This window comes from Roseivivax sediminis, assembly GCF_900112685.1.
Lineage (GTDB): Bacteria > Pseudomonadota > Alphaproteobacteria > Rhodobacterales > Rhodobacteraceae > Roseivivax > Roseivivax sediminis.
The window spans coordinates 92,556-118,280 of the sequence record NZ_FOMS01000005.1; the positions used below are offsets into that span (position 1 = coordinate 92,556).

Sequence of the window (25,725 nt, forward strand, 5' to 3'; positions counted from 1 at the left end):
GTGCGCGGATTTGGGCTGGCCTACATTCCGATGTCAGAGCAGCATCCAGCCGGGAGACGACATGGCCATCGAGGCAAACGAGATCGAGGCGCTGATCCGGGAGGCGTTTCCGGACGCAAAGGTCACGATCACCGACCTTGCCGGGGACGGCAATCACTACGCCGCCGAGGTGATCGACGAAAGCTTCCGCGGCCAGAACCGGGTGCAGCAGCAACGGGCGGTCTATGCTGCCCTCAAGGGCAAGATGGACGGTGCCAACGGCGAGTTGCATGCGCTGGCGCTGACCACCAAGGTGCCGGAATGATCGCGCGCCGGCCAGTGCCGGCGCCCCATAGACCGAAAGGTTGGACGAAATGACCACCACCACCGACGCACAGACCCGCATCGCGGAGACCGTCAAGGCGAACGACGTCGTTCTCTACATGAAGGGTACCAAGACGATGCCGCAATGCGGCTTCTCCAGCCGCGTGGCGGGCGTCCTGAACTACATGGGCGTGGAATTCACCGACGTGAACGTGCTCGCCGACGAGGAAATTCGTCAGGGCATCAAGGACTATTCCGACTGGCCGACGATCCCGCAGCTCTACGTGAAGGGCGAATTCGTCGGCGGCTGCGACATCATCACCGAGATGACGCTGTCGGGCGAGCTCGACCAGGTCTTCGACCAGAACGGCGTGGCTTACGACAAGGACGCCGCAGAGAAGATCCGCGAAGCCAACGGCTGACGGTAACAAAGCGTTCAGTTTTTGCCCCTAGGCTCTCGCCAATCGTCATGGCGGGGGTCTGGAGGGCGCAGCCGTGTTTACACCATCAATCGTCGGCGGCGGGCTTGTCGGCTACAGTTTTCTGGAACGCACCCGCGAGACGCAGCTCGACACCTTCGCGCGCTCGCCCCGTCTCGCGCGCGATATGCAGGCGTTCGAGTCCCGTATCGGCAGCGTCGAAACGTCGGACGATCTTCTCGCCGACAGGGAACTTCTCCGCGTCGCCCTCGGCGCCTTCGGTCTGGGCGAGGACATCGACAACCGCGTGTTCCTGCAGAAGGTGCTGGACTCCGATATCGGCGATCCGACGTCGCTCGCCAACCGTCTGGCGGACAAGCGCTACCTCGCACTGGCCAAAGCGTTCAACTTCGGCGGCCAGGGCGGCGCGCGGCTGCCCGGAAGCAGTGCCGCCGAAGACGTCCGGGCCGCGCTGAAATCGGTGCCGAGCGCGGCGGCCCTCCTGGCCGACGACGCGCTCCTGGCCCGGACGTTGAAGGCCTTCGACCTCGAAGGCGACGCTTCGCGCAAGGTCTTCCTGCAAAAGGTACTGACGTCCGACCCGGACGACGCGAATTCCCTGGTGAACCGTCTGGGCGATCTGCGCTACGTCTCGCTGGCCCGCGCGTTCCAGGGCAAGCACAGCGCGATATCCGCAGACCTTGTCGCCCGCGTGAGCGACGAGGTGGCCAGCAAGCTGCAGGGCCTCGGCTCCGCCGACGATCTTCTATCCGACCGGGGGCTTCTGCGCAGCACCCTGCGGGTCTTCGGGCTGGAGGACCAGATCGACAATCGCTTCGTGCTGCGCGACGTACTGAACAGCGATCTGGACGACCCGGCCTCCCTTGCCAACCGGATGGGCGATCCGGCCTGGCGCGATCTCGCCGCCGCCTTCGATTTCGAGGCCCGCGCCGCCGCCAGCGCCTCCGTCTACGGCTTCGCGGAGGCAGTCTCGGGCAAACTCGACACGCTGACAACCGCAGAGGCGCTGCTCTCGGACGAGGCGCTCCTGCAGTCCGTGTTCGACGTCTTCGGGCTACAGGACGTCGATCTGGACCTATTCGAGCAGGTCCTCGACAGCGATCTGACGGACCCCGCTTCGGTGGCGAACCAGCAGGAGGATCCGCGCTACCGCGCCATCGCCGAGGCGTTCGGCTTCGCCGAGATCGCCGCCGGCACCCCGCGCGCGGAAGCGCAGGAGCGAATCGGGAACCTCATCACCGCGACGCAAAAGGCCACGCGGCAGGCGGCCGATGTCGACGGGCTCTTCAAGGACGCGCGACTGATGCTGGCGACCACCAACTTCTTCGGGCTGCCGCAGGGGGCCTCGGAGGCGCGGTTCGCGCAGATCGTGCTGCGTTCCTACGAAGGCGGGCAGAATGCGGGGATCGAATTCACCGACGATCCGCGCTACCGCGCGCTCTACGACGCGATGAATTTCCAGCCCGAACCTGCGGGCCGCACCTATCCTCCCGGCTTCGGCGAAGCGATCACGGAGGCCTATCTGGAACGCCAGTTCGAGATTTCGGTGGGCGAGATCGATCCCGAGCTGCGCATTGCGATGTCACTCGAACGCGAACTGGCGGATGTCGTCTCGCGCGTGTCCACCAACGACGCGCGCTGGTACGCGGTGATGGCGTCCAAGCCGCTGCGTGCGGCATTCGAGACCACTTTCGGCCTGCCGCAGAGCTTCGCCGCGCTCGACCTCGACCGGCAATTGGGGGATCTCAAGGAGCGCTCTGCACGCCAGTTCGGCACGTCCCGACTGGCGGACCTGGTCTCGTCCGACACGATCGACACGCTGCGCCAGCGCTACCTGACAGCCGTGTCAACAGCCGCCACCGACAACGCTGCCGCCGCCAATCCGGTGATGATGCTGCTGTCCGGCTCGGCCGGCCGGATCATCTGAGCGCGATCACAGCTCGGCCGTGGCGCGCCATCGGCGCTCAGCCCTCGCGCTCCACCGCCTTGTCCTCCACATCCGCGGCCAGCGCCTCGGCTCGCGCCGCAAGCTCGGCCAGCGTGTCGGTCACGCCCGCGGGCAGCACCGGCACCTCGATCCTTTCTGGCGGCGGCGGCGCGGGGGCCGGCGCGTCCTTCAGCGCCACGAGTTCGGCGTTCAGCGCGGCGACCTTCGCCTCCGCCGCCTCCGCACGTTCCTCCATGCCGGCGGTCTTGTCGGCAAGCATCAGCCCCGCCATCAGCAGCATCCGCGCTTCCGGCACGCGGCCCAGCTGGTCCACCAGCACCTGCGCCTCGGTGTGCAGCATCGCCGCCGCGGTGTGGAGGTACTCCTCCTCGCCCTCCTGGCAGGCGACGGTGAAGCTGCGCCCGCCGATGGAAATCTCGACCTCGGGCATCACGCCTCCTCCTCCTTTTCGGCCGCATCCGCCAGAAGCGGTTGCAGCGTGGCGACAAGCGCGGCGCTCTCGGCCTTGTCGGTGGCCCGGGCGGCACGGAGCGCCTCCAGCTCCGCCCGCATCGCCTGATTCACCAGGTGAGGATCGCCTCCGCCTTCCGCCATCGCCGTCGTCGTCAATTCCTCGATGGTGGCCGACAGCACCTCGTTGGCCTGCCGCAGACGCCCCAGTTCCCCGTCGAGCTGCGCCAGCGCCTCGCGGCTCGCCGCGACCTGCTCGCGCAACTCGGAGACCTGCCGCTCCTGCTTGTCGCGGATGCCGTGCACGCGTTCCTCCAGTTGGGCATTGGCGAGCCGTTCCTCCTCCAGCGCCTGCTGCAGCGCGGCGACCTCCTCGGGACCCGCGCCGGTGGCCTCCGCAGGGAGGCCGAGCCGGTCGACTCCCATCCGGATCCGGTCGAGCGCGGCCGTGATCCGGCTCTGGAGCTCGTCTATCTCGTTCATCGCTCTGCTGCCTCTCTGGTCTGGTTGCCCGCCGCACGAATCGTACCGCACCGGCGCGCTGCCGCCAATTGCCGACCAATGCAAGGGCCACGGTGCCGGGCTGTCAAGGCCTTGCGGGCCGTGCTTGATCTTCGCCCATGGCTTGATATGAGCGGAGCCGACGCCGTTTTCTCGTGAAAAGGACTGCCCGAGGTGGATATCGAGACGCTCCGCAGCCGCGACCCCGACCACTGGATGACCGCCGCGGCCATCCGAACGCTGACGCTCGACGCCGTCGCCGCGGCGAAGTCGGGGCATTCGGGCATGCCGATGGGCATGGCCGACGTTGCCACCGTGCTGTGGTCGAAGCACCTGCGCTTCGACGCCGCGCACCCCAACTGGCCCGACCGCGATCGCTTCATCCTGTCGGCGGGCCACGGCTCCATGCTGCTCTACTCGTTGCTGTACCTCTCGGGCGATCCGGAGATCACGCTGGACGAGATCCGCAATTTCCGCCAGCTCGGCTCGCGCACCGCCGGTCACCCCGAGAATTTCCTCGCCCAGGGGATCGAGACGACGACAGGCCCGCTCGGGCAGGGCCTCGCCATGTCCGTCGGCTTCGCCATCGCCGAGGAGAGCCTGCGCGCGCGCTTCGGCAAGAAGCTGATGGATCATCATACCTACGTCATCGCCGGCGACGGCTGCCTGATGGAGGGTGTGAGCCAGGAGGCGATCACCCTTGCGGGGCGTCAGCAGCTTGGCCGCCTGATCGCTTTCTGGGACAACAACAGCATCACCATCGACGGCGCCCTCGATATCGCCGACCGCACCGACCAGCCCAAGCGCTTCGAGGCCGCCGGCTGGCACGTGCAGGAAATCGACGGCCACGACCCGGCCGCCATCGACGCCGCCATCGAGGCGGCGAAGAAGGATCCGCGCCCGTCGATGATCGCCTGCGAGACGCACATCGCGCTTGGCCATGCGGCGCAGGACACGTCCAAGGGCCACGGCGCCCTGACCGACGGCCAGCAGCTCCTCGACGCCAAGGAGCTCTACGGCTGGAGCTACGGCCCCTTCGAGATCCCGCAAGAGATCAAAGAGACATGGGAAGCCTTCGGCCGCCGCGGCGCGGGGGAGCGCGAGGCCTGGGAAGAGCGGCTTGCCGCCGCTTCGGCTTCACGTCAGGCGGAGTTCCGCCGCAGCTTCGCCGGCGAAGCGCCGAAGAAGCTCTCGGCAACCATCAAGGCGCTGAAGAAGCAGACCTCCGAGACCGCGCCCAAGGTCGCCACGCGCAAAGCCTCCGAGAACGTACTCGAAGTGGTGAACCCGGTCATGCCCGAGACGCTGGGCGGCTCGGCCGACCTGACGGGGTCGAACAACACCAAGACCGCCGATCTGGGCGTTTTCGACATCGAGGAGCGCAAGGGCCGCTACGTCTATTACGGCATCCGCGAACACGGTATGGCCGCGGCGATGAACGGCATGGCGCTGCACGGCGGCATCCGCCCGTATGGCGGCACGTTCATGTGCTTCACCGACTACGCCCGGCCCGCGATGCGCCTGGCCGCGCTCCAGCAGGTGCCGACCGTCTTCGTGATGACCCATGACAGCATCGGCCTCGGGGAGGACGGCCCGACGCACCAGCCGATCGAGCATCTGGCGATCAGCCGCGCGACGCCCAACACGCTGGTCTTCCGCCCGGCCGACACCGTGGAGACGGCCGAGGCCTGGGAAATCGCGCTGACCCAGACGAGCACGCCGTCGGTTCTGTCCTTGACGCGCCAGGGCCTGCCGACCGTGCGGACCGATCACAAGACCAAAAACCTCTCCGCACAGGGCGCCTATGTTCTTGCGGACGCAACCGGAAAGCGACAGGCGATCATCCTGGCCACCGGCTCCGAAGTCTCCGTCGCACTCGACGCGCGCGAGGCGCTCGAGGCCGAGGGGATCGGCACGCGCGTCGTCTCCATGCCCTGCTGGGAACTTTTCGCACAGCAGGACGAGGCTTATCGCAAGCGCGTTCTTCCCGCCGGGCCGGTGCGCGTTGGCGTGGAAGCCGCCTGCGGCATGGGCTGGGACCGCTGGCTCTGCGGCGAACGCGGCAAGGCGCAGAGAGCGGCTTTCGTCGGCATGGAGGGCTTCGGCGCCTCCGCGCCGGCCGAAGAGCTCTTCGGCCATTTCGGCATCACCGCCGAAGCGGTGGCCGAGCGCGTCAAATCGCTGCTCTGACCGGCGGATCTCGAATGAGCTCCTTTCCGTCCCTTCCCGCGCGCCTGATTGCAGGCGCGCGGACGCTGCGACGCCGACTCGGCGGCGACCGCGGGCCGCGGTCTCATGTCCTGCACGACCCGCATGCCACCGGGACCGATGCCGAATTCGTCTTCAAGCGCGTCTCCCTGGTGGTGAACCCGAAACTCCTGGAAGAGACGCTCGGCTCGGAGACGCTGATCTGCTGCGGCGCCGCGCGCGGCATGACCTCCGTCGCGGCCTACACGCTGTTCGAACAGGGGTACTTCCTCGGGGAGCGGCTCCAGCACCTGAACTTCGAAGACGTGGACATGCGCGAAGCGATGCCGCCGCGTCAGTACATGTGGGGTCCGCTGTCGGGCCGTCCGGACTTCGCCAGACTGGTGGCGGAGCGGAACGCGACATACGAAAGATGGGGCTTCAAGATCCCGCATGCCGTCGATCATGTCGAAGAGCTGGTCCAGCTTCTGCGCAATCCGGTCGTGATGCTCTGTGTCCGCAATCCCGTTGGCACCGGCAAGTCCATGGTCCGGCGCTCGGAAACCGATACTGGCGGGATCGAACAGATCACCCATGCCGCCCTGCGCTGGGTGCCGGCGCTGCAATTCCTGATCCGCCAGAAGAATGTGCCGTCGATCATCTGCGACATGGACATCGTGCGTCGCCGCCCGATGGCCTTCGTGCGCGACCTGAGCGAGACGCTCGGTCTGGAGGGCGATCACGAAGCGATCGCGAAGACCTTGTCGAACGCTGGCTACAAGAAGACCGAACCCAAGCGGGGCATGACCTTCGTAGACAACTCGTGAGAGCGGCCAGGCGCGGAGTCTCTGACCGTGTTGTGATCGCCATCGACGCCACTGCGCCCTATCTCGTCTCGCGACCATTGGAAGGGAGACGACACGATGCGCCATCTCACCGCCCTAAGCGCCCCCCTCGCCCTCTGCCTCGCGGCCGGCCCCGTCGCCGCGCAGGAGTTCGAGCGCGGGCCGCGCAACACCGACCTTGAGCCCGCCTCCGAAGATCAGTTCCGCGCACCGCTCGAGACCACCGACATCACGCTCGACACCACGGTGATCGCGGGCGGGCTCGTCCACCCCTGGGGCATCGAGGTACTGCCCGGCGAACAGGGTTATCTCGTGACGGAACGCCCGGGCCGCCTCCGCACGGTGTCGCGGGACGGCATCGTGTCGGACCCGATTTCCGGCGTGCCCGAGGTGCTGAACCAGCGCCAGGGGGGGCTCCTTGACGTCGCGCTTGCCCCCGATTTCGAAGACAGCCGCCGGATCTACCTGAGCTATGCCAAACCCGTCGGCGACGGCCTCTCGGCCACTGCCGCCGCCTATGCCACGCTCAGCGAGGACATGACCGCGCTCGAGGACGTGACCGAGATCTTCGTGCAGGAGCCGGGCTCCACGGTGCCGATGCATTTCGGCAGCCGGGTGGATTTCGACGGTAACGGCCATGTCTACATCACGACGGGCGAGCATTCCTCGCCCGAGACCCGCGTCTTCGCGCAGGATCTCGACAAGACCTACGGCAAGACCATCCGCCTGACGCTCGACGGCGAGGTGCCGCAGGACAACCCCTTCGTCGGCGAGGAGGGCGCGGTACCGTCGATCTGGTCCTATGGCCACCGCAACCCGCAGGGCGCGATGGTGCAGGACGGCGATCTTTGGGTGATCGAGCATGGCCCCGCAGGAGGTGACGAACTCAACGCGGTGGAGCCGGGCCTCAACTATGGCTGGCCGGTGATCTCCTACGGGCAGAACTACAACGGCAGCGAGGTCGGCGAGGGTATCGCGCAGCAGGAGGGCATGGAGCAGCCGGTCTATTTCTGGGATCCGGTGATCGCGCCCGGCGGCATGACGATGTACGACGGTTCGGCCTTCAGCGACTGGCAGGGCGATCTTTTCATCGGCTCGCTCAGCCCCGGCGGCATCGTCCGGCTGGAACTCGACGGCGGCACCGTCGTGGCGGAGGAGCGCCTGCAGATGGACCTCGGCCGGGTGCGCGACGTAACGGTGGACGATGACGGCGGCCTCCTCGCGATCACCGATTTCGAGGATGGCGAGATCGTAAAAATCCTGCCTGCGAGCGGAAGCTGACCGGCACGTCGAAGGTTTGAGAATGGGGCGGGCCTGTGGCCTGCCCGGTTCTATTGCCGGCCCTTGATCGACCGACCCTCCAAAGAGCCACCGAAGGTGCCGGGCGCGCGGCGGACCGGGGGCTGGCGCCACGACATCTGAGGTCCGCTCTTTATCCCGGCCACATTCCTCCGCAATACGAACGCTGCACAAGGGTGACATCGCGCCAGACCGGAGGGCCGGTCCGGCGCGCGCCCGGCACCTTCGGTGCTATTCGGGCGGGTTGGATCTCGCTGATCTGACGTAAGATGGCAGGCAGAGCGCGCCCCTCACGCCTCCGCCTTCTTCTCCCACCGTCCCGACTCCTCGGACCAGTATTGCGCCGCGCAGCCCGCGCCGGTCAGCGCCTTCCACTGGCCTCGCGCTTCCTGCACCGCCGCCGCGTCCGCTCCGTCGAAGAGGATGCACACACGCTCCAGCACCCGCACCTCGTCCGCCGCCACCTCGGCGCCGTCGATGGCCATGACGCAGCGCGCGCCGTTCGGCGCCTCGGCCCGGTCGGTCAGAAGCACCGGTTGCGCCGCGTCGTGCGGCCCGCCGGCAAGCCCGTGCGGCAGGAACCCGTCCTCGGGCCCGAGCCACAGCTTCTCGTCGAGCCATTCCAGCCGGTCGCGGCGCGTGCCGCGCACCGCCACCCGCCAGCCGGCGCCGAGCGCCTTGTCCAGAAGCACCGGCAGCGTGACTTCGAGCGGCCGGCGCGTCAGGTGATAGAAATAGGCCGCGCCCATCTCACTCCGTCTCGTAGGCGTCCCGCACCAGCCGGTCGAGCGCCATCACCCCCCAGCCGGTCGCGCCCTTGGGGGCCAGTGCGGTCTCCTTGGCGACAGTGGCGACGCCGGCGATGTCGATGTGAATCCACGGCACCTCGTCCTTGACGAAGACCTTCAGGAACTCCGCCGCTGTGATCGACCCCGCCGGCCGGCCGCCGGCGTTCTTGATGTCCGCGACGTCCGACTTGATCTGCTCGAAGTAGCCCTTGCCGAACGGCATCTGCCAGGCGCCCTCGCCCTCGGCTTCCGCCGCCTTGGCGAAGCGCTTCCCGAAATCTTCGTGGGTGGAATAATAGGCCGCGTTCTCGTGGCCGAGCGCGATCACGCAGGCCCCGGTCAGCGTGGCGAGGTCGATCACCCCGGCCGGCTTGTATGTCTCCTGCGCGTACCACAGCACGTCCGCCAGCACGAGCCGCCCCTCGGCGTCGGTGGAGATCACCTCCACCGTGTCGCCCTTCATGGAGGTCAGCACGTCGCCCGGCCGGTAGGCGCGCCCGTCCGGCATGTTCTCCACAAGGCCGACGAGACCGACGACATTCGCCTTGGCGCCGCGCTTGGCCAGCGCCATCATCGTGCCCGCGACGGTGCCCGCGCCGCCCATGTCCATGGTCATCGATTCCATGCCCTGGCTCGGCTTGATGGAGATGCCGCCGGTGTCGAACACAACGCCCTTGCCGACCAGTGCCAGCGGCGGCTCGTCGCTGCCCTTCATCCACTTCATCACCACCAGCTTGGCCGGCGTCTCCGACCCGTGCGAGACGGCGAGGAACGCGCCCATGCCGAGCCGCTCCATCTCGTCTTCCTCCAGCACCTCGATCTCGAGCCCGAGATCGCCGAGCGCCACCAGCCGGTCGGCGAATTCCGTCGTCGACAGCACGTTGGCCGGCTCGCTCACCAGGTCGCGGGTGAAGGCGACGCCCTCGGCCACGGCCCGGGATGCGGCGAAGGCGGCTTCCACCTCATCGGGCTTGGAGGCGTGGACCGTCACCGCGCCGGGCGTTTCCGCCGGTTCGGACTTGCGCGCGGTGAACTTGTAGGAGCGCAGGATCAGCCCCAGCACAACCTCGTGCGCGTGCTTTACGCTCTCGGTCAGGAGCGTCACCGGCGCGCTACCGGCGGCCTTGGCGATGCTCGCCCCGGCCTTGCGCGCCTCGGCCAGCGAGGGGCGGCGCGAAAGGCAGACAAGGTCCACGCCCTCGGCCGAAAGCCCCGCCGGAAAGCCGAGCGACATGCGGTCGCCCGCGCCGAGCTTCTGCCAGCCCTCCGACTCCACGGCGCGCGCGACGGCGCCCTTGGTCAGGCGGTTGAGCCGCCGCGCCCCGGGGCTCATCGTGCCGTCCGCCGGGATCAGCACCGCGATGCGGCCCGGGGCCTCGGCCAGCGCGTCGAGGTCGGTCGCCTGGAAGGTGCAGTCGCGAAGATCGGTCATCCGGGGGCTCCTTGATCGGTCCATCTGGCGCACAGGCCTAGCGGCTTCGGGGGGCGATGGCCAGAGCGGGGAGGCCGGTCAGCCCGCCGGCAGGACCACCGTGAACTCCGTCCCCTCGCCCAGTGTGCTTTCGACGAATAGCCGGCCACGATGGCGGTTGACGATGTGCTTGACGATGGCAAGGCCCAGCCCGGTGCCCCCGCGTTCGCGCGAGCGGTGGGTGTCGATGCGATAGAACCGTTCGGTCAGGCGCGGGATATGCACCGGGTCGATCCCCGGCCCGGTATCCGTCACCCGGATCCGCACGCCGTACCCCCGCACCCGCGGCTCGTAGGCCGGACCGGTCAACGACACCCGCACCACCGCCCCGGCCCCGGCATATTTCACCGCGTTCTCCACAAGGTTCACGAGCACCTGCCGAAGCTGATCCGTGTCGCCGAGGATATCGGTCGTCCCGGCGGGCAGTTCGGTGGTCACCTCCACGCCGGTCTCCTGCGCCAGCGGCTGCAGCGACCGCGCCGTCTCCCGGATGAGGGCGACAAGGTCGATCCGCTCGGTCGGACGCACGCGCTCCTCGGCCTCCACGCGGCTGAGCGACAGAAGATCCCGGACCAGCCGGTTCATCCGGTTGGCCTCCGATTCCATGATACCGAGGAAGCGGTCGCGCGCCGCCGCGTCGGCCCGTGCCGGCCCGCGCAACGTGTCGATGAAGCCGATCAGCGCGGTCAACGGCGTCTTCAGCTCGTGGCTGACATTGGCGACGAAGTCGCGGCGCATCTGCTCGGCATGGGCGCGGTGCGTCTCGTCCTCGAAACAGACGATCACGCCGGATAGCCCGCCCTCCGACACCGGCCGCGCTGTGACGCGGAAACTGGTGTCCTGCCGCCCGTCGTTCGAGAGATAAACGGCCTCGCCCGGGGTGCCGCTGCGGAACGCGTTTTCCACCGCGTCCAGCGTCTGGGGCTGGCGCATCGCGGTGATGAAGTGGCGCCCCTCGATGGCACTCCCAAGAAGTGTCAGCGCCTCCTGGTTGGCCGCGACGATGCGCTCATCCGCGCCGATCATCAGTGCCGGCATCGGGATCGCCGCGACGACGCTCCCCGGCGGTGCGGCCATCAGGCCCTGGCCGCCGCGTCGAGACCCCGGTCGATCGCGTCCAGCAGCGCCGCGCGCTCCTCAAGCCCGACGGACACGCGGAACGTGCCTTCCGAGATGCCGATGGCCGCCCGTGCCTCCGCACCGAGCGCCCGGTGGGAGGAGGAGGCCGGATGCGACAGCGTGGTCGCCACGTCCCCCAGCGTCGGTGCGAAGGCGAGCCCCTCGGCCCCGGCGGTGAAGGCGTTCGCCGCCTCGCGCCCGCCGTCCAGTTCGAAGGTGACCATGTGCCCGCCCTGCCCGCGCAGCACCGCCTGCGCGCGTGCCGCGTCTGGATGGTCGCTGCGCGTCGGGTAGAGCACCCGGCGCAACCCGTCCTTCCCGGCGAGATGCCGGGCCAGCGCTTCCGCGTTGTCCTGCGCCGCCGCGTAGCGCAGCGCGAAGGTCAGTAGTCCGCGCTCCGCCAGCCAGCAATCGAACGGACTTGGCGTCAGGCCGCTGGTCACGGCGAAATCGCGGATCGCCTTGCGACGGTCCTCGTCGCGCGCCCAGAGCCAGCCGAGCGTGACGTCCGAATGGCCGGCCAGCAGCTTCGTCACGGAGTGGATCACGATATCCGCGCCAAATTCGGCGGGCTTCACCGCGGCGGGCGTGGTGAACGTGTTGTCGACCGCAAGCAGGATACCGCGTGCGCGGCACAGCTCCGCGATGCCTTCGATATCGGCGATGCGCAGCGTCGGGTTCGAGACGACCTCGATCAGCACCATCCGTGTCTCGGGGCGCAGCGCGGCCTCGACCGCCGCGACGTCGGTGGGGTCGGCCAGCGTTGTGTCTATCCCGAAGCGCGGCAGGTCATCGCGCATCATCCGCAGCGACCGGCCGTAGAGCTGGTCGCCCCCGACAACGTGATCGCCGCTGCCGCACAATCCAAGAAGCGCCGCCGTCACCGCCGCCATGCCCGAGCCGGTCACCAGACCGCCGCTCACCCCCTCCAACGCGTCGATGCGCCGGGCCAGCACGTCGGCGTTGGGATGTCCCTCGCGCGCATAGGTGTGGCCCTCTGCCCGCCCCTCGTATTGCGCATCGAGCGCGTCGGGCGTCTCGCTGGCATAGACCACCGACGGCATGATCGGCGTCACTACCGGCTGCGAGGCGCCCTTGTGCGGCCCGGCGGGCCGCAGGAGCGAGGATTTCACCAGGGGCGCCTTCTCATCGGCCATCGCCACATCTCCATCCGTTACATGCTACCGAACACAACGCCGCAGGCGCATCACAGCGGCCGAAATCCGCCGCGATAGCGCTCGGCGTTCTCCTGGTAGTGTAGCGCGGTGGCGCGCTGGCGCTGGATCGCCGCTTCGTCAAGCTGCCGCACCACCTTGCCGGGCATGCCCATGACGAGCGATCCGTCCGGGATCTCCTTGCCCTCGGTCACCAGCGCGCCGGCACCGATCAGGCAGTTTCTGCCGACCTTGGCGCCATTGAGCACCATCGCGCCCATGCCGATGAGCGTATTCTCCCCGAGCGTGCAGCCGTGCAGCATCGCCTTGTGGCCGATCGTGCAGTTCGGCCCGATGGTCAGCGGAAAGCCCATGTCGGTGTGGCAGACGACGTTTTCCTGAAGGTTGCTGCCCTCGCCCACGAGGATCGTCTCGTTGTCGCCGCGCAGGGTGACTCCGAACCAGACCGAGGTTCGTGCCTCCAGCACGATCTTTCCGATCACGTTCGCATCGGGCGCCACCCAGGCATCCGCCGCCACAACCGGCCTGTCGTCCCCCAGCGCATAAAGCGTCATGCCTGTCCCTCCTCGAATTCCGATTGCAGCCGGCGCACATGTGCGGTCAGGCCCGGCTGCTGGCTGCGTCGCAGCCGCGCCGCGGTTACGATGGATTTGAGCTTTTCCTCGGTCTCGTCGAGGTCCTGGTTCACCAGCACGAAATCGTAGCCGTCCCAGTGGCTGATCTCGTCCCAGCTTTTCTGCATCCGGCGCGAAATCACCTCCTCGGCGTCCTGGCCCCGCGCCTCCAGCCGGCGCTTCAGCTCCGCGATGGACGGCGGCAGCAGGAAAATCGACAGCGTGTGCAATCCGAGTTCCGAGTTGCGGATCTGCTGCGCGCCCTGCCAGTCGATGTCGAAGAGTACATCGCAGCCGTCGTCGATCGCCTCTCGCACCGGCGCCTTGGGCGAGCCGTAGAAGTTGCCGAAGACATGGGCGTGTTCGAGCATCCCGCCATTCGCGACGCTCTTCTTGAACTCCGATTCCGGCAGGAAGTGGTAATCCGCGCCGTCGACTTCCCCGGTCCGCGCCTCCCGCGTGGTGGCCGAAACCGAGAAGACGATTTTCGGATCCCAGGCGCGAAGCCGCCGCGCCAGCGTCGATTTGCCCGCGCCCGAGGGCGAAGACAGGATGATGAGCAATCCGCGCCGCGTTTCCATCTGCCTCACTCCACGTTCTGGACCTGCTCGCGCATCCGGTCGATGACCGTCTTCAGCCCGAGTCCGGCCTCGGTCAGCGGCGCCGAACCGGCCTTTGAACACAGCGTGTTGGCCTCCCGGTTGAACTCCTGCATCAGGAAATCGAGCTTGCGGCCCACCGGCCCGTCCTCCGCCAGAAGGCGCCGGGCGGCGTCCACATGGGCGGTCAGCCGGTCGATCTCCTCGGTGATGTCGGATTTCACGACGATCAGCGCCAGTTCCTGCGCAACGCGGTCAGGGTCGGCGCCGTCGGCGTTCTGCGTCACCCGCTCAAGCTGCTGGCGCAGACGCTCGCGCTGTTCTCCCTCGCGAGCGATGGCGGCGGCGCGCGCGGTCTCCACCAGCGCCGCGATTTCCGCCAGCTGCGCATCGAGCAGCGCCGCGATGGCGGCGCCCTCCTCGGCGCGCATCGCCACGAACGCCTCCACCAGCGGCGGCAGGTCCGCCATCACCGCCTCGCGCAGCGTGGCGGTGTCCGGCGCTTCCTGCCCCGAGGTCAGCATCCCGCGGAGGCCGACGATCTCGGCGGCCGTCGAGGGTGCGAGAGAGATCCCGCGCGCCATCGCCTCCGCCTCGATACGCGCCATCGCATCCAGCACCGCGTCCAGCGCCTCGGGATCGAGGGTCGCAGCGCCGCTGCCCTCCTTGGTCGTGACCTTGAGCGACACGGTGACCGACCCGCGCGCGATCCGCCCCTGAAACGCGGCGCGCACGTCAGGCTCGAGTCCCTCGATCCAGTCGGGCAGCCGCAACCGGACATCGACGCCCTTGCCGTTGACGCTGCGGATCTCCCAGGCCCAGGCGGCATGCGCATCGGCGCCTTGCGCGCTGGCAAAGCCCGTCATCGATTGCACCATGCCCGCCCCCGTCTTTGTGTTCCGTGCGCGGGGTACGCGAGGCCGCGCGGCATGGCAAGCGCGCCGCCCGGCGTTAACCTTTGGGACAGAATTGGGGCGCGACTCGGACGCGATACGGTATGTTAAGAGAATATTAGGAAACACCGGCAACGCTGCGATCGGGGCGACAGCTTCCGCGGCCGGCCGAGGCCAAGGAGGCTGGAAGATGTTCGACCGCAGCAAGTTCCCGTCGCGGGTGGTATCCATGACCGATCACGAACGCGCCCGGCGGCTGCGCCCGCTGCGCCTGATCGAAACCTACTGGCAGGAGCTTGCCGACGAGACCGGCGACGTGCCGCACCGCGACAGCGTCGATCCACGCGGCATCCAGGACGCGCTGGAATTCGCTTTCCTGGCCGAGCGCATCGCACCGCGCATCGCCCGCTTGCGGGTCGCCGGCGCGCATCTGTCGGACCTTATGGGAATGGAGGTTGCGGGCCTGCCGCTCAGCGCCTTCATAATGCCCGACAGCCGCGGGGCCATCGGAACCGGGATCGAACGCATGTTCTCGGGCGAGGGCGCGCTGCACGCGGAATTTCGGGCGACCCAGGGGCTCGGTCGGCCGGACCTGCGGGCGCATCTTCTGATCCTGCCGCTGCGCTCGGAGGCAGGGGCCGTCGACCGCGCGCTCGGCGCCCTGGTCACGATCGGCCAGATCGGCCGCGTGCCGCGCCGGTTCGATCTGAGCGATCTGCACCTCGCGCCGCTCGCCATTTCCGCTGCGCCGGCCAACGCGCCTGCGCCGGACGAAGCGGGGATGCCGGGCTTTGCCGAACCACGGATCCCGTTCGAGGCCGCTCAGCACGTGCGCCGGGCCGAGGACGCGGACAAGACGCGCAAGCCCTATCTGCGCCTCGTCGTTTCCAACGATTGACCAATAGGCGACGCGCCGCTCCCGGCCCGCCCTCGTTTCGCCAAAACCCGAGGCGACGCGGAAACCGCGCCGCCCCCGGTTCGCGTCGTGACCGGGCCGCTTACTGGGCCGCCATTGCGTCCGTGGGCAGGTCCAGCGTGGCGAGCGTCGCGCGGAACTCCGGATGCTGCCCGGCATAGGCAATGGTCGCCTGCAGCATCCCGGACTTCGACCCGCAATCGTAGCGCGTGCCGGTGAAGCGGAAGCCGCACATGCCCACCGTGCCCGCGCCCTTGGCGATCGCGTCGGTGAGCTGGATCTCTCCGCCAGCGCCCGGCGGCAGGCCGCGCAGATCGTCGAAGATCGATCCGTCGAGCACGTAGCGCCCGACCACCGCCTGGCGCGAGGGGGCCTCGGCCGGTTCCGGTTTCTCGACCATGCCGTCGGCCAGGATCAGGGGGCCGTCGCGGCCCGTCACTGACAGGATTCCGTAGCTCTTCACCTCGTCCTCGGCCACCTGCATCGTCGCGACCATATGGCCGGCCTTTTCCGGATCGTAAGCCCCGATCATTTCTGCGATACAGCCCGGCTCCCCGAGGATCAGATCGTCTGGCAGGATTACCGCGACCGGCCCCGGCAGCGCCTCGCCGGCCGCGCACAGGACCGCGTGCCCGAGACCCAGCGGCTCGTCCTGCATCACGAAGGATACCTCGACGCCGCCTTCCGTCAGCGCATTGTCGCGCAGCATGTCGGCGATGTCGTCCTTGCCCTTCGCACGCAGCGTGTTCTCAAGGTCCGCATCCTCCGCCACGTAGCGCTCGATCGCGTCCTTCGACGGGTGGCTGACAAAGACCATCTTCTCGATCCCAGCGGCACGGGCCTCGTCGATGGCGAACTGGATCAGCGGCCGATCGAGGACCGGAAGCAGCTCTTTCGGCGTCGATTTGGTCGCCGGCAGGAACCGCGTGCCCAGCCCGGCCACCGGGAAGATCGCGGTGCGCACTCGGCTGTGATAGGCTTTGGGTCGTGTGGTCATAAGTCTCGGGACTCCTTGAACGTTGGACCGAATGCCGCAGCGCGGCGTTGGACGAAGAGACTACGCCTTCGGCTGAACAAGTCAAAAATGCTGCAACTGCATCCGGGGTTCCCGCGGTTGCGATTCAACAATTTCAGAAGCTTACAAATACCTGCCGAACGCGGTTAACCATGGTCTTGCATCGGCATATGGCGCCCGTGGGGCGCAAATTCGGTATGTTTTGGTTAACTTTTGCGGTCAACTTGGGCAGGATCCTTCTGATTTCGCCCAATAACCGGGCAGCCAGGACGCGAAGCCCGACCGGTCGCAACGCTGTGGACTTGGCGCCTGTCGCAGCTAGGCTATGACACAACGGCGAACCCCGCCGGGAACGCGCCGCGGCCCGCCGCTCGCAAGACATCAACGGATGGACTGACCCTGAGACTCCCCGACCAGACACCGCAGCCCGCCCGCCCGGGAATCGTGTATTCCCGCCCATATTCCCGCCTCGCCGTGCTCGGCATGGGCTCGTGGGGTACCGCCCTGGCCTCCGTTGCCGCCGCCTCGGGCCGCGAGGTGCGGCTCTGGGGCCGACGCGAAGCGCTGGCCGAGACCATGCGCAGGACCGGGCAGAACCCCGACTACCTGCCCGACACGCCGCTGCCGGACGGAATCGAGCCGACCTCCGAGCTGGCCTACGCGCTCGACGGCGCGGAGGCGGTGCTGATCGTCACGCCGTCGTCGTCGCTGCGCGAGATGTGTGGACACATGCGCCCCCACCTTGCCGCCGGCACGCCCCTGGCGCTCTGCTGCAAGGGGATCGAGCGGCACACCGGCTACCTGCTGTCGCATCTCGTGGAGGAGGAGTTGCCCGGCCACCCAGTCGGCGCCCTTTCCGGCCCGACCTTCGCGCGCGAGACCGCGCTCGGCCACCCGACCGCGGCCACGATCGCCTTCGAGTTCCGCTATACGGACCGGCTGGAACCCGACCGCAGCCCGGCGGCACGGCTGTCGGTGTCGATGTCCTCGGCTTCCTTCCGGCCCTACATGTCCGACGACCTCGTCGGGGTGGAGGTCGGCGGCGCGGTCAAGAACGTCATCGCCATCGCCTGCGGGATGATGACCGGCGCCGGCTTTGCCGAGAACACCCGCGCCGCGCTCATCACCCGCGGCATCGACGAGATGAAGGTCCTCGCCGAAGCCCTTGGCGGAAAACGTGAAACCGTCACTGGCCTCTCGGGGGCCGGAGACCTCACGCTGACCTGCTCCTCGACCACCTCGCGCAACATGTCTCTCGGCGTGCAGCTCGGTGAGGGCAAGACCCGCGCGGAATGCTTCGACGGCAAGGACGTCGTGGTGGAGGGCGAGATCTCCGCCGCCTCGGTGGTAGAGCTTGCCCGCCGCATCGGCGTGTCGATGCCGATCTGCGAGGCTGTCCACGCCATTCTCTACGACGGCGCGAACCTCGACCAGACCTTCGTCGATCTCTGGGCGCGCCCGATCGAATCCGAACCCCGCGCGCTCGAGCTGGAGCTCGTCCATCCCGCCGCCATGCCAGAGGCCTGACGTGACCGACCTTTCCGAAAAGACCTTCGTCCTTGCCACCGATCTCGACGGCACCTTCCTCGGCGGCTCCGACGCCGACCGCCGCCGGCTGTACGACTGGATCGAGGACAATCGGAGGACGATCGGCCTCGTCTTCGTCACCGGCCGCGATCCCGGCTTCATCGCGGAACTCTGCACCAGCGGCGTGCCCTGGCCGGAATACGTGATCGGCGATGTCGGCACCACCATCGCCCGGATAGAGAACGGCGCGGTCGTTCCCATCCCCGCGCTCGAAGAGGAAATCGCGGACGCCTGGGGCGACGCCGGCCCGCGCGTCCGACAGGCGCTGCAGGACCATCCCGGCCTCACGCTCCAGCCGACGGAGTTTCGCTACCGCGTCAGCTTCGACCTCGACCCGGACGCGTTCGACGACAGCGCCATCGTCCGCGTGCGCGACATGGGCTTCGATCCGCTGATTTCCGCCAACCGCTATTTCGACGTCCTGCCGCGCGGCGTCTCCAAGGGGCCGTCGCTGCGCCGGTTCGTGGCCCATTACGGTATCGAGGAGCCGCGCGTGCTGGCCGCAGGCGACACGCTCAACGACGCCTCTATGCTGGAATGCGGGCTGCCGGCGGTGGCGGTCGGCGGGTCCGAACCTGCATTGCTCGACCGCGTCGCGGCGCTACCATCGGTTTACGTGGCGGACGGCATCGGAGCGGCCGGGATCCTGGAGGCCGTGGCGGCCAACAATCAGCATCCGCTCCCCTAAGGAGGGTAACCAGTCATGAGCAGCGAGCTCGTCATCGTCTATCACCGCCAGCCCTACGAAGAGGTCATCGAGGACGGCAAGACCGTCTTCAAGGAGAACAAGAGCCCCAACGGCATCGTGCCGACGCTCAAGTCCTTTTTCGGACGCGTGAAGAACGCCGCCTGGGTCGCCTGGAAAGAGGCTGAGGATACCTCGAACCCCGGCTTCGAGCGCGTGATCGAGATCGAGGACAGCTTCGGCAGGTACACCGTCTCGCGCCTGCCGCTGACCAAGGATCAGGTCTCGTCCTTCTACCACGTCACCTCCAAGGAGGCGTTCTGGCCGATCCTTCACGGCTTCAAGGAAAAGTACAACTACGACCCGGTGGACTGGCCGACCTTCAAGCAGGTGAACTGGTCCTTCGCCGAGGCCGCCGCCGCCGAGGCGGCGCAGGGCGCGTCGGTCTGGGTTCACGACTACAACCTCTGGCTCGTGCCCGGCTATCTGCGGCAGATGCGGGCGGACGTGCGGATCTCCTTCTTCCACCACACGCCGTTCCCGGCCGCCGACATGTTCAACGTGCTGCCCTGGCGCGGCGAGATCGTCGATTCGCTTCTGGCCTGCGACGTGGTCGGCTTTCACATCCCGCGCTACGCGTCGAACTTCGTTTCGGTGGTGCGCAGTCTGCGCGATGTCGGGCATGTGCCGCGCAAACCGGTGGAGCCCGACTTCATTTCCGACGGCTCGGCGCTGTCGGACCGCACGGTGCCCACCGCGATCCACACCGACGAACGGGTGGTCAAACTCGGCACCACGCCCGTGGGCGTCGACACCAGCTATATCACGCAGGTCGCGGAGCGCCCCGAAACCGCCACCCGCACGGAAGAGGTGCTCAACGCCATGGCGGGGCGCCGGCTGATCCTGTCGGTCGGGCGCACCGACTACACCAAGGGCGGGGCCGAACAGCTCCTGACCTTCGAGCGGTTGCTGGAGAAGCGGCCGGACATGGCGCAGCAGCTCAAGCTTCTGCACATCTCGGTGTCGGCCAACCGCAACATGACCGCCTATGCCGAGATCCAGTCTGAGATCGAGCAGATCGCCGGGCGCATCAACGGCCGTTTCGCGACCTTCGACCGCACACCGGTGTCGCTCATCTCCAACGCCATCCCGTTCGAGGAACTGGTGTCCTATTACCGCGCCGCCGACGTTGCCTGGATCACGCCGCTCGCGGACGGGATGAACCTTGTCTGCAAGGAATTCGTCGCCGCCCGCAGCGACGGCGACGGCGTGCTGATCCTGTCGGAATTCGCCGGCGCGGCGATGGAGATGAGCTCCGCCATCCTCACCAATCCCTATTCCAACAAGTCGATGGACCATGCCGTCGAGATGGCACTGGACATGGCCGAGGAAGACCGGCGCGCCCGCATGTCCGAGCTTCGGCGCATGGTCCGGACCTACAACACCGAAGCCTGGGCGAGGGACCAGCTGGCGCTGCTGAACCCCGAGGATTTCGGCACCGAAGCGGCCTGACCCACAGCCGGCGCGTGCGGCAGAGGCTGGACGCCTCCGGCGGGAGTATTTGGGGCCCAAAGAAGCGCAAGTACGCGCTTCCGCTGAACATGGAGTGCGCGGGCGGAGGCCGGTGCTTGCGGTTTGCCGGCGCTCGGCCGGCGGTGTCGCCGGGCACGTGTCCCGCCCGGACCGGGGCGGACCGTTCCGGCGGCCCGGTTTCGCGGGCGACAAACGAAAAGCGGCGCCCGAAGGCGCCGCCCAACCGCCGCTCAAGGACCGAGACGATCAGCCTGCGGCCACGGCGCGCCCGTCGCGGTGCGCCGTGAGCTCCTCGGCCACGAGGAACGCCAGTTCCAGCGATTGCGAGGCGTTGAGCCGCGGATCGCAGGCGGTATGGTAGCGGTCCGACAGGTTCTCGTCGCTGACCGCGTAGACGCCGCCGGTGCATTCGGTCACGTCCTGGCCGGTCATCTCGAAATGCACACCGCCGGGCACCGTGCCCTCGGCCTTGTGCACCGCGAAGAAGTCGCGCACCTCGCGCAGCACAGCCTCGAACGGCCGGGTCTTGTAGCCGGAGGCCGACTTGACCGTGTTGCCGTGCATCGGGTCGCACACCCAGGTCACGTTGGCGCCCTCTTCTCGCACCGCCTCGATCAGGCGCGGCAGATGCTCGGCGGCCTTGCCGGCGCCGAAGCGGGCGATCAGCGTCAGCCGGCCTTCCTCGTTCTCGGGATTGAGCCGGGCCATGAGCGTCTTGAGATCGTCCGCCGTCAGCGACGGCCCGCACTTGAGCCCCACCGGGTTCAGCACGCCGCGCGCGAATTCCACATGCGCGCCGTCCGGCTGCCGCGTGCGGTCGCCGATCCAGATCATGTGGCCCGAACCCGCCAGCCACTTGCCCGAGGTGGAATCGAGCCGGCACAGCGCCTCCTCGTATTCCAGCAGCAGCGATTCGTGGCTGGTGTAGAACTCCACCGTCCGAAGGTTGTGGTTCGTGTCGCTCTCCAGACCCGCCGCCTTCATGAAGTCGAGCGTGTCCGAGATCCGCCCCGCAAGTTCGCGGTACTGCGCGGCCTTCTCGCTTTCGGTGAAGCCGAGCGTCCAGGCATGGACCTGGTGCACGTCGGCATACCCGCCGGTCGAGAACGCGCGAAGGAGGTTCAGCGTCGCCGCCGCCTGGGTGTAGGCCTGCAGCATCTTCTCGGGATCCGGCAGCCGCGCCTCGGAGGTGAACGGCAGCTCGTTGATGATGTCGCCGCGGTAGGACGGCAGCTCCACCCCGTCCTTGACCTCGACCGGCGCGGAGCGCGGCTTGGCGAACTGTCCGGCCATGCGGCCGATCTTCACCACCGGAACCTTGGCGCCGTAGGTCAGCACCATCGCCATCTGCAGCATGACCTTGAACGTATCGCGGATCGCATCCGCGGAGAACTGGTCGAACGCCTCGGCGCAGTCGCCGCCCTGCAGCACGAACGCCTCCCCGCGCGAGGCGGCGGCAAGCTCGCGCTTCAGCCGCCGCGCCTCCCCGGCGAAGACGAGCGGCGGATACTTGGCAAGACGGCCTTCCACGGACCGCAGCGCGGCCGCGTCGGTATAGTCCGGCATCTGCACCCGAGGCTTGTCGCGCCAGGCCGATTTCTGCCACTCCGTCATCGTCTTTCTCCGTTAACTTGCAGGGCCTGAACCCTGCCATTCGACAGCACGCGAGGTCTATATCGAAGCGGAGGCACGCTGGCCAGCGAAGAAATCCCGCGAGTCGCTTGACGCCGCCCGCGACTTCTGGACTCTGGCCCTCTATCCGGACCGGGTCCGGTCTGTGTGTGTGAGATGCGCGTATGAAGCAGAGGGCCCCCGCGGAGGATCTTTACGCCACCGGCAAGCAACGCCGTTTCGTCTTTGTCCTCCTGCCCAATTTCACCCTGCTGAGCTTTGCCTCGGCGGTCGAGACGCTACGCATCGCCAACCGCATGGCCGGCCGCGCACTCTACACCTGGACCACGACCGGAGAGGACGGCGGCACGGTGGCCTGCTCGGCCGGCCCGGTCTTCCAGCTCGACACCGTGCTGCCGACGCTGGGCCGCGACGACACGCTGATGGTCTGCGCCGGGCTGAAGGTGCGCGAGGCGATGACCAAGCGGCTGCTCAACTGGCTGCGGCGCGAAGCGCGGCACGGGCCGGTCCTCGGCGCGCTCTGCACCGGCACGCAGGTCCTCGCCGAGGCCGGTCTTCTCGACGGCAAGCGCGCCACCATTCACTGGGAGAACCACGACAGCTTTGCCGAGGATTTCGACGAGGTGCACCTGTCGAAATCGGTCTTCGTGGTTGACGGCAACGTGGTCAGCGCCGCCGGCGGCACCGCGACGATCGATCTGATGCTCAACCTCATCGCCGCGCATCACGGGCCGGACCTCGCCAACGCGGTTGCGGACCAGTTGATCTATTCGTCGATCCGCACCGACCAGGACACCCAGCGGCTGTCCGTGCCCACCCGCATCGGCGTGCGCCATCCCAAGCTGGCCGAGGTCATCCACAAGATGGAAGCGCATATCGAGGAGCCGATCACCCCGGCACAGCTCGCGAGCCAGGTCGGCATGTCGACGCGCCAGCTCGAACGGCTGTTCCGACGCTACCTCAACCGCTCGCCCAAGCGCTACTACATGGAATTGCGGCTGCAGAAGGCGCGCAACCTGTTGATGCAGACGGACATGAGCGTGATCAACGTGGCGCTCGCCTGCGGCTTCGCGAGCCCGTCGCACTTCTCCAAGTGCTACCGCGCCCATTACGAAACGACGCCCTACCGCGAACGCGGCAGCCACGGGACACGCGAACAGGCGTAAGGCGTGGCCAGACGGCGCCGGGCCAGAGCCGGCCCGCGGGTTCACGGCCATGCCCCCTGAGGTCCGCGCTTTGTCCCGGTCACATACCTCAGCCCCCCGCACGCGGCGGACAAGGCGCCGCTCCCGGCGCGGGACTGCGGCAGGCATGCGATGCGCGCAGGAGGCGGGTCCGGCGTCTACGGGCCGGTCCGGGCCGATCGGCGCGCTGCTCCGCCGGCATGACGGGCGAGCCTGCCCCCGCAAGCATTCAAAACAATCCCTTACACTCTAGCTTTCACCCCGCTCGTGCACACAAGCCGCCGCCGGGCTCTTTACTTTCGATGCAGCCCGCCGCACCCTCCGGCGCAGGACAAGCATCCGAGAACAGGGAGACAGACCAGATGAAAAAGCTCTTGATGGCCACCGCCGCGACGGCGCTGGCGTCGGGCGGCGCAATGGCGCAAAGCGACGACGTGAAGATCGGAATCGTCTTCGGTTTCACCGGCCCGATCGAATCCCTCACACCCGCGATGGGCGCCTCCGCCGAACTGGCGCTGGAAGAAATCAACGAGAGCGGTGCTTTCCTGGGCGGCACCACGCTCACCCCGGTCACCGCCGATTCCACCTGCGTCGACAGCGCCGCGGCCACCGCAGCCGCCGAACGCCTGGTGACGACCGACGGAGTCGTGGCGATCGTGGGCGCCGACTGCTCGGGCGTGACCGGCGCGGTCCTGTCCAACGTCGCGGTGCCGAACGGCGTGCCGATGATTTCGCCCTCGGCGACCTCTCCGGGTCTGTCGGAGGCCGAGGATGACGGGCTGTTCTTCCGCACCGCGCCGTCGGACGCGCGCCAGGGCGAAGTGCTCGCCGGCATTCTCGAAACCGAGGGCGTCGACTCCGTCGCCGTGACCTACACCAACAACGATTACGGCAAGGGCCTGTCGGACAGCTTCGTCGCCGCCTTCGAGGAGGCCGGCGGAGAGGTCACGCTCACCGCCCCGCACGAGGACAACAAGGCCGACTACTCGGCCGAGATCGGTGCCCTGGCCTCGGCCGGCGGCGACGTCCTCGTGGTGCTCGGCTACGCCGATTCGGGCGGCCGCGGGATGATCCAGGCAGCCGCCGACACCGGCGCCTTCTCGACCTTCATGATGGGCGACGGGATGTATTCCGATGTCCTGCTCGACGACTTCGGCGATGTGCTCGAAGGCTCCTACGGCGCGGTGCCGTGGTCGCAGGGCGAAGGCGCGGAGGCGTTCTCCGCCCTCGTCAACGAACGCGGCGAATTCGATCCCGAAAGCACGTATACCCGCGAAAGCTACGACGCGGCGGCACTTCTGGTGCTGGCGATGCAGGCCGGCGGCGAAGCGACCTCCGAGGCCGCGGCGGCGAACGTCATGGACGTGGCCAACGCCCCGGGCGAAGAGATCATGCCGGGCGAGCTCGGCAAGGCGCTGGAGATCCTCGCCGAGGGCGGCGAGATCGACTACGTCGGCGCGACCGACGTGGAGCTGATCGGCCCGGGCGAAGCCGCCGGCACGTACCGTTACTACACGATCACGGACGGCGCCTTCGAGACGGTCGAATTCCGCTGAGGAAAGCTTGAATTTTTCGGAATGGCCGTACAGAGATGCGGCCGTTCCGTACATCCGGCGCCCGGAACTGCGCCGCAAGTGTACGAAACGTACGATAACAAGACGGCCGAGGCGACACGGACGCGCCCGGCCCGCACAGGGATGACGCCGTGATCCGGGTCGAGAACCTTCACCGCCATTTCGGCGGCTTCCGCGCCGTGGACGGCGCCACGCTGGAGATCGCCCCCGGCTCCATCACCGGGCTCGTGGGGCCGAACGGCGCCGGAAAATCCACTCTTTTCAATTGCGTGGCAGGCGCTCTTCCACCGACATCCGGGACCGTTCTCATGGACGGCGAGGACATCACCGGCCTTCCGCCGCACGCGCTCTTTCACAAGGGGCTCCTGCGCACCTTCCAGATCGCGCACGAGTTTTCCTCCATGAGCTGCCGCGAGAACCTGATGATGGTCCCCGGCGAGCAGTCCGGGGAAACGCTCTGGAACGCCTGGTTCGGACGCGGCCGGATTCGCGATGAAGAGGCGGAACTTCTGAAGAAAGCCGACGAAGTTCTTGATTTCCTGACTATTTCACATCTGAAGGACGAACGCGCCGGAAACCTCTCGGGCGGCCAGAAAAAGCTCCTGGAGCTGGGCCGCACGATGATGGTCGACGCCAAGATCGTCTTTCTCGACGAGGTCGGCGCGGGCGTGAACCGCACGCTCCTGAACACCATCGGCGACGCGATCCGCCGCCTCAACGAGGAGCGCGGCTACACGTTCTGCATGATCGAGCACGACATGGATTTCATCGGCCGGCTGTGCGACCCGGTCATTGTAATGGCCGAGGGCAAGGTGCTGGCCGAGGGCAATATCGACCAGATCAAGGCCGACGAGCGGGTGATCGAGGCGTATCTCGGCACCGGGCTCAAGAACAAGGAGACGGCGTGATGGCCGCACCGTCGCGTCGGTGGGGGCTCTGCCCCCTACACCCCCCGGAGTATTTCGGA

At 67.8% G+C, this 25,725-nt stretch carries 24 protein-coding genes; 13 read left to right on the forward strand and 11 right to left on the reverse strand.

Annotation, left to right across the window (positions count from 1 at the left end; translation table 11 throughout):
• Positions 1 to 61: 61 nt before the first annotated feature.
• From F3H57_RS09370 to F3H57_RS09380, 3 genes are all read left to right on the forward strand, one after another.
• Positions 62 to 304 (forward strand): BolA/IbaG family iron-sulfur metabolism protein, encoded by a 243-nt coding sequence (locus F3H57_RS09370; RefSeq protein ID WP_149755641.1) that lies wholly within the window; start codon positions 62 to 64, stop codon positions 302 to 304.
• A 49-nt stretch (positions 305 to 353) separates the two neighbouring features.
• Positions 354 to 725: a Grx4 family monothiol glutaredoxin gene (grxD, locus tag F3H57_RS09375; protein ID WP_149755642.1), complete on the forward strand. Its 372-nt coding sequence runs from the start codon at positions 354 to 356 to the stop codon at positions 723 to 725.
• Positions 726 to 798: 73 nt separating this feature from the next.
• The gene (locus tag F3H57_RS09380; RefSeq protein WP_149755643.1) at positions 799 to 2,670 is read left to right on the forward strand and encodes a DUF1217 domain-containing protein; all 1,872 of its coding nucleotides are present in this window, start codon (positions 799 to 801) and stop codon (positions 2,668 to 2,670) included.
• Between the two features lie 37 nt (positions 2,671 to 2,707).
• Here F3H57_RS09380 and F3H57_RS09385 read toward each other — a convergent pair whose 3' ends face one another.
• Complete coding sequence (locus F3H57_RS09385) at positions 2,708 to 3,121, reverse strand: cell division protein ZapA (RefSeq protein WP_149755644.1); 414 nt, start codon at positions 3,119 to 3,121, stop codon at positions 2,708 to 2,710.
• Positions 3,121 to 3,624: a hypothetical protein gene (locus tag F3H57_RS09390; protein WP_149755645.1), complete on the reverse strand. Its 504-nt coding sequence runs from the start codon at positions 3,622 to 3,624 to the stop codon at positions 3,121 to 3,123. The genes F3H57_RS09385 and F3H57_RS09390 overlap by 1 nt, the downstream gene beginning before the upstream one ends.
• A gap of 192 nt (positions 3,625 to 3,816) precedes the next feature.
• On the opposite strand from F3H57_RS09390, the gene tkt reads away from it, so the two are divergent.
• The 3 genes from tkt to F3H57_RS09405 all read left to right on the forward strand — a co-directional run bounded on the left by tkt (position 3,817) and on the right by F3H57_RS09405 (position 7,955).
• Positions 3,817 to 5,832, forward strand: a complete 2,016-nt coding sequence (tkt, locus tag F3H57_RS09395; protein WP_149755646.1) for a transketolase — start codon at positions 3,817 to 3,819, stop codon at positions 5,830 to 5,832.
• 14 nt (positions 5,833 to 5,846) lie between these two features.
• Positions 5,847 to 6,656, forward strand: a complete 810-nt coding sequence (locus F3H57_RS09400) for a hypothetical protein (protein ID WP_149755647.1) — start codon at positions 5,847 to 5,849, stop codon at positions 6,654 to 6,656.
• 96 nt (positions 6,657 to 6,752) lie between these two features.
• Entirely contained in the window at positions 6,753 to 7,955 is a 1,203-nt protein-coding gene (locus F3H57_RS09405; protein WP_149755648.1) for a PQQ-dependent sugar dehydrogenase, read from the forward strand.
• 308 nt (positions 7,956 to 8,263) lie between these two features.
• On the opposite strand, the gene F3H57_RS09410 is transcribed toward F3H57_RS09405, so the two are convergent.
• The 7 genes from F3H57_RS09410 to F3H57_RS09440 all read right to left on the reverse strand — a co-directional run bounded on the left by F3H57_RS09410 (position 8,264) and on the right by F3H57_RS09440 (position 14,617).
• On the reverse strand, positions 8,264 to 8,722 hold the full coding sequence (locus F3H57_RS09410; RefSeq protein ID WP_149755649.1) for a DNA polymerase III subunit chi: 459 nt from the start codon (positions 8,720 to 8,722) through the stop codon (positions 8,264 to 8,266).
• Position 8,723: 1 nt separating this feature from the next.
• Positions 8,724 to 10,193 (reverse strand): leucyl aminopeptidase, encoded by a 1,470-nt coding sequence (locus F3H57_RS09415; RefSeq protein ID WP_149755650.1) that lies wholly within the window; start codon positions 10,191 to 10,193, stop codon positions 8,724 to 8,726.
• A 78-nt stretch (positions 10,194 to 10,271) separates the two neighbouring features.
• A complete protein-coding gene (locus F3H57_RS09420) occupies positions 10,272 to 11,309 on the reverse strand; it encodes an ATP-binding protein (protein WP_149755651.1) in 1,038 nt (345 codons plus the stop codon).
• Positions 11,309 to 12,508: a trans-sulfuration enzyme family protein gene (locus tag F3H57_RS09425; protein WP_149755652.1), complete on the reverse strand. Its 1,200-nt coding sequence runs from the start codon at positions 12,506 to 12,508 to the stop codon at positions 11,309 to 11,311. The genes F3H57_RS09420 and F3H57_RS09425 overlap by 1 nt, the downstream gene beginning before the upstream one ends.
• A gap of 50 nt (positions 12,509 to 12,558) precedes the next feature.
• A complete protein-coding gene (locus tag F3H57_RS09430) occupies positions 12,559 to 13,080 on the reverse strand; it encodes a gamma carbonic anhydrase family protein (RefSeq protein WP_149755653.1) in 522 nt (173 codons plus the stop codon).
• A complete protein-coding gene (gmk, locus tag F3H57_RS09435) occupies positions 13,077 to 13,721 on the reverse strand; it encodes a guanylate kinase (RefSeq protein ID WP_149755654.1) in 645 nt (214 codons plus the stop codon). Before gmk ends, F3H57_RS09430 begins: the two co-directional genes overlap by 4 nt.
• Positions 13,722 to 13,726: 5 nt before the next feature.
• Positions 13,727 to 14,617: a YicC/YloC family endoribonuclease gene (locus F3H57_RS09440; protein WP_149755655.1), complete on the reverse strand. Its 891-nt coding sequence runs from the start codon at positions 14,615 to 14,617 to the stop codon at positions 13,727 to 13,729.
• 205 nt (positions 14,618 to 14,822) lie between these two features.
• Here F3H57_RS09440 and F3H57_RS09445 point away from each other — a divergent pair, with 205 nt between their 5' ends.
• Positions 14,823 to 15,530, forward strand: a complete 708-nt coding sequence (locus F3H57_RS09445) for a PAS domain-containing protein (RefSeq protein ID WP_149755656.1) — start codon at positions 14,823 to 14,825, stop codon at positions 15,528 to 15,530.
• A gap of 100 nt (positions 15,531 to 15,630) precedes the next feature.
• Here the strand turns inward: F3H57_RS09445 and F3H57_RS09450 are convergent, their stop codons facing one another.
• Entirely contained in the window at positions 15,631 to 16,545 is a 915-nt protein-coding gene (locus F3H57_RS09450) for a UTP--glucose-1-phosphate uridylyltransferase (RefSeq protein ID WP_149755657.1), read from the reverse strand.
• Between the two features lie 462 nt (positions 16,546 to 17,007).
• Here F3H57_RS09450 and F3H57_RS09455 point away from each other — a divergent pair, with 462 nt between their 5' ends.
• Genes F3H57_RS09455 through ggpS form a run of 3 tightly spaced genes read left to right on the forward strand, consistent with a single transcriptional unit; the run spans position 17,008 to position 20,347 of the window.
• The gene (locus tag F3H57_RS09455; RefSeq protein WP_262504503.1) at positions 17,008 to 18,090 is read left to right on the forward strand and encodes an NAD(P)H-dependent glycerol-3-phosphate dehydrogenase; all 1,083 of its coding nucleotides are present in this window, start codon (positions 17,008 to 17,010) and stop codon (positions 18,088 to 18,090) included.
• Position 18,091: 1 nt separating this feature from the next.
• Entirely contained in the window at positions 18,092 to 18,838 is a 747-nt protein-coding gene (locus F3H57_RS09460; protein ID WP_149755658.1) for an HAD-IIB family hydrolase, read from the forward strand.
• Between the two features lie 15 nt (positions 18,839 to 18,853).
• Complete coding sequence (ggpS, locus tag F3H57_RS09465; RefSeq protein ID WP_149755659.1) at positions 18,854 to 20,347, forward strand: glucosylglycerol-phosphate synthase; 1,494 nt, start codon at positions 18,854 to 18,856, stop codon at positions 20,345 to 20,347.
• Between the two features lie 267 nt (positions 20,348 to 20,614).
• Here the strand turns inward: ggpS and F3H57_RS09470 are convergent, their stop codons facing one another.
• On the reverse strand, positions 20,615 to 21,982 hold the full coding sequence (locus F3H57_RS09470; RefSeq protein ID WP_149755660.1) for a class II 3-deoxy-7-phosphoheptulonate synthase: 1,368 nt from the start codon (positions 21,980 to 21,982) through the stop codon (positions 20,615 to 20,617).
• A gap of 182 nt (positions 21,983 to 22,164) precedes the next feature.
• Between F3H57_RS09470 and F3H57_RS09475 the strand changes: the two genes are divergently transcribed.
• The 3 genes from F3H57_RS09475 (at position 22,165) to F3H57_RS09485 (ending at position 25,666) form a co-directional block, all read left to right on the forward strand.
• On the forward strand, positions 22,165 to 23,166 hold the full coding sequence (locus F3H57_RS09475) for a GlxA family transcriptional regulator (protein WP_149755661.1): 1,002 nt from the start codon (positions 22,165 to 22,167) through the stop codon (positions 23,164 to 23,166).
• Between the two features lie 380 nt (positions 23,167 to 23,546).
• Positions 23,547 to 24,740, forward strand: a complete 1,194-nt coding sequence (locus tag F3H57_RS09480) for an ABC transporter substrate-binding protein (protein ID WP_149755662.1) — start codon at positions 23,547 to 23,549, stop codon at positions 24,738 to 24,740.
• Positions 24,741 to 24,889: 149 nt separating this feature from the next.
• Positions 24,890 to 25,666 carry an ABC transporter ATP-binding protein gene (locus tag F3H57_RS09485; protein ID WP_149755663.1) on the forward strand — a complete coding sequence of 259 codons (777 nt, stop codon included), beginning with the start codon at positions 24,890 to 24,892 and terminating at the stop codon, positions 25,664 to 25,666.
• Positions 25,667 to 25,725 lie beyond the last annotated feature (59 nt).

Excerpts from the sequence above, each read along its gene's own strand:
- F3H57_RS09370 (WP_149755641.1), top strand. The coding sequence starts at position 62 with ATGGCCATCGAGGCAAACGAGATCGAGGCGCTGATCCGGGAGGCGTTT.
- grxD (WP_149755642.1), top strand. The coding sequence starts at position 354 with ATGACCACCACCACCGACGCACAGACCCGCATCGCGGAGACCGTCAAG.
- F3H57_RS09385 (WP_149755644.1), bottom strand. The coding sequence starts at position 3,121 with ATGCCCGAGGTCGAGATTTCCATCGGCGGGCGCAGCTTCACCGTCGCC.
- F3H57_RS09390 (WP_149755645.1), bottom strand. The coding sequence starts at position 3,624 with ATGAACGAGATAGACGAGCTCCAGAGCCGGATCACGGCCGCGCTCGAC.
- F3H57_RS09400 (WP_149755647.1), top strand. The coding sequence starts at position 5,847 with ATGAGCTCCTTTCCGTCCCTTCCCGCGCGCCTGATTGCAGGCGCGCGG.
- F3H57_RS09405 (WP_149755648.1), top strand. The coding sequence starts at position 6,753 with ATGCGCCATCTCACCGCCCTAAGCGCCCCCCTCGCCCTCTGCCTCGCG.
- F3H57_RS09410 (WP_149755649.1), bottom strand. The coding sequence starts at position 8,722 with ATGGGCGCGGCCTATTTCTATCACCTGACGCGCCGGCCGCTCGAAGTC.
- F3H57_RS09415 (WP_149755650.1), bottom strand. The coding sequence starts at position 10,193 with ATGACCGATCTTCGCGACTGCACCTTCCAGGCGACCGACCTCGACGCG.
- F3H57_RS09420 (WP_149755651.1), bottom strand. The coding sequence starts at position 11,309 with ATGGCCGCACCGCCGGGGAGCGTCGTCGCGGCGATCCCGATGCCGGCA.
- F3H57_RS09425 (WP_149755652.1), bottom strand. The coding sequence starts at position 12,508 with ATGGCCGATGAGAAGGCGCCCCTGGTGAAATCCTCGCTCCTGCGGCCC.
- F3H57_RS09430 (WP_149755653.1), bottom strand. The coding sequence starts at position 13,080 with ATGACGCTTTATGCGCTGGGGGACGACAGGCCGGTTGTGGCGGCGGAT.
- gmk (WP_149755654.1), bottom strand. The coding sequence starts at position 13,721 with ATGGAAACGCGGCGCGGATTGCTCATCATCCTGTCTTCGCCCTCGGGC.
- F3H57_RS09440 (WP_149755655.1), bottom strand. The coding sequence starts at position 14,617 with ATGGTGCAATCGATGACGGGCTTTGCCAGCGCGCAAGGCGCCGATGCG.
- F3H57_RS09445 (WP_149755656.1), top strand. The coding sequence starts at position 14,823 with ATGTTCGACCGCAGCAAGTTCCCGTCGCGGGTGGTATCCATGACCGAT.
- F3H57_RS09450 (WP_149755657.1), bottom strand. The coding sequence starts at position 16,545 with ATGACCACACGACCCAAAGCCTATCACAGCCGAGTGCGCACCGCGATC.
- ggpS (WP_149755659.1), top strand. The coding sequence starts at position 18,854 with ATGAGCAGCGAGCTCGTCATCGTCTATCACCGCCAGCCCTACGAAGAG.
- F3H57_RS09470 (WP_149755660.1), bottom strand. The coding sequence starts at position 21,982 with ATGACGGAGTGGCAGAAATCGGCCTGGCGCGACAAGCCTCGGGTGCAG.
- F3H57_RS09475 (WP_149755661.1), top strand. The coding sequence starts at position 22,165 with ATGAAGCAGAGGGCCCCCGCGGAGGATCTTTACGCCACCGGCAAGCAA.
- F3H57_RS09480 (WP_149755662.1), top strand. The coding sequence starts at position 23,547 with ATGAAAAAGCTCTTGATGGCCACCGCCGCGACGGCGCTGGCGTCGGGC.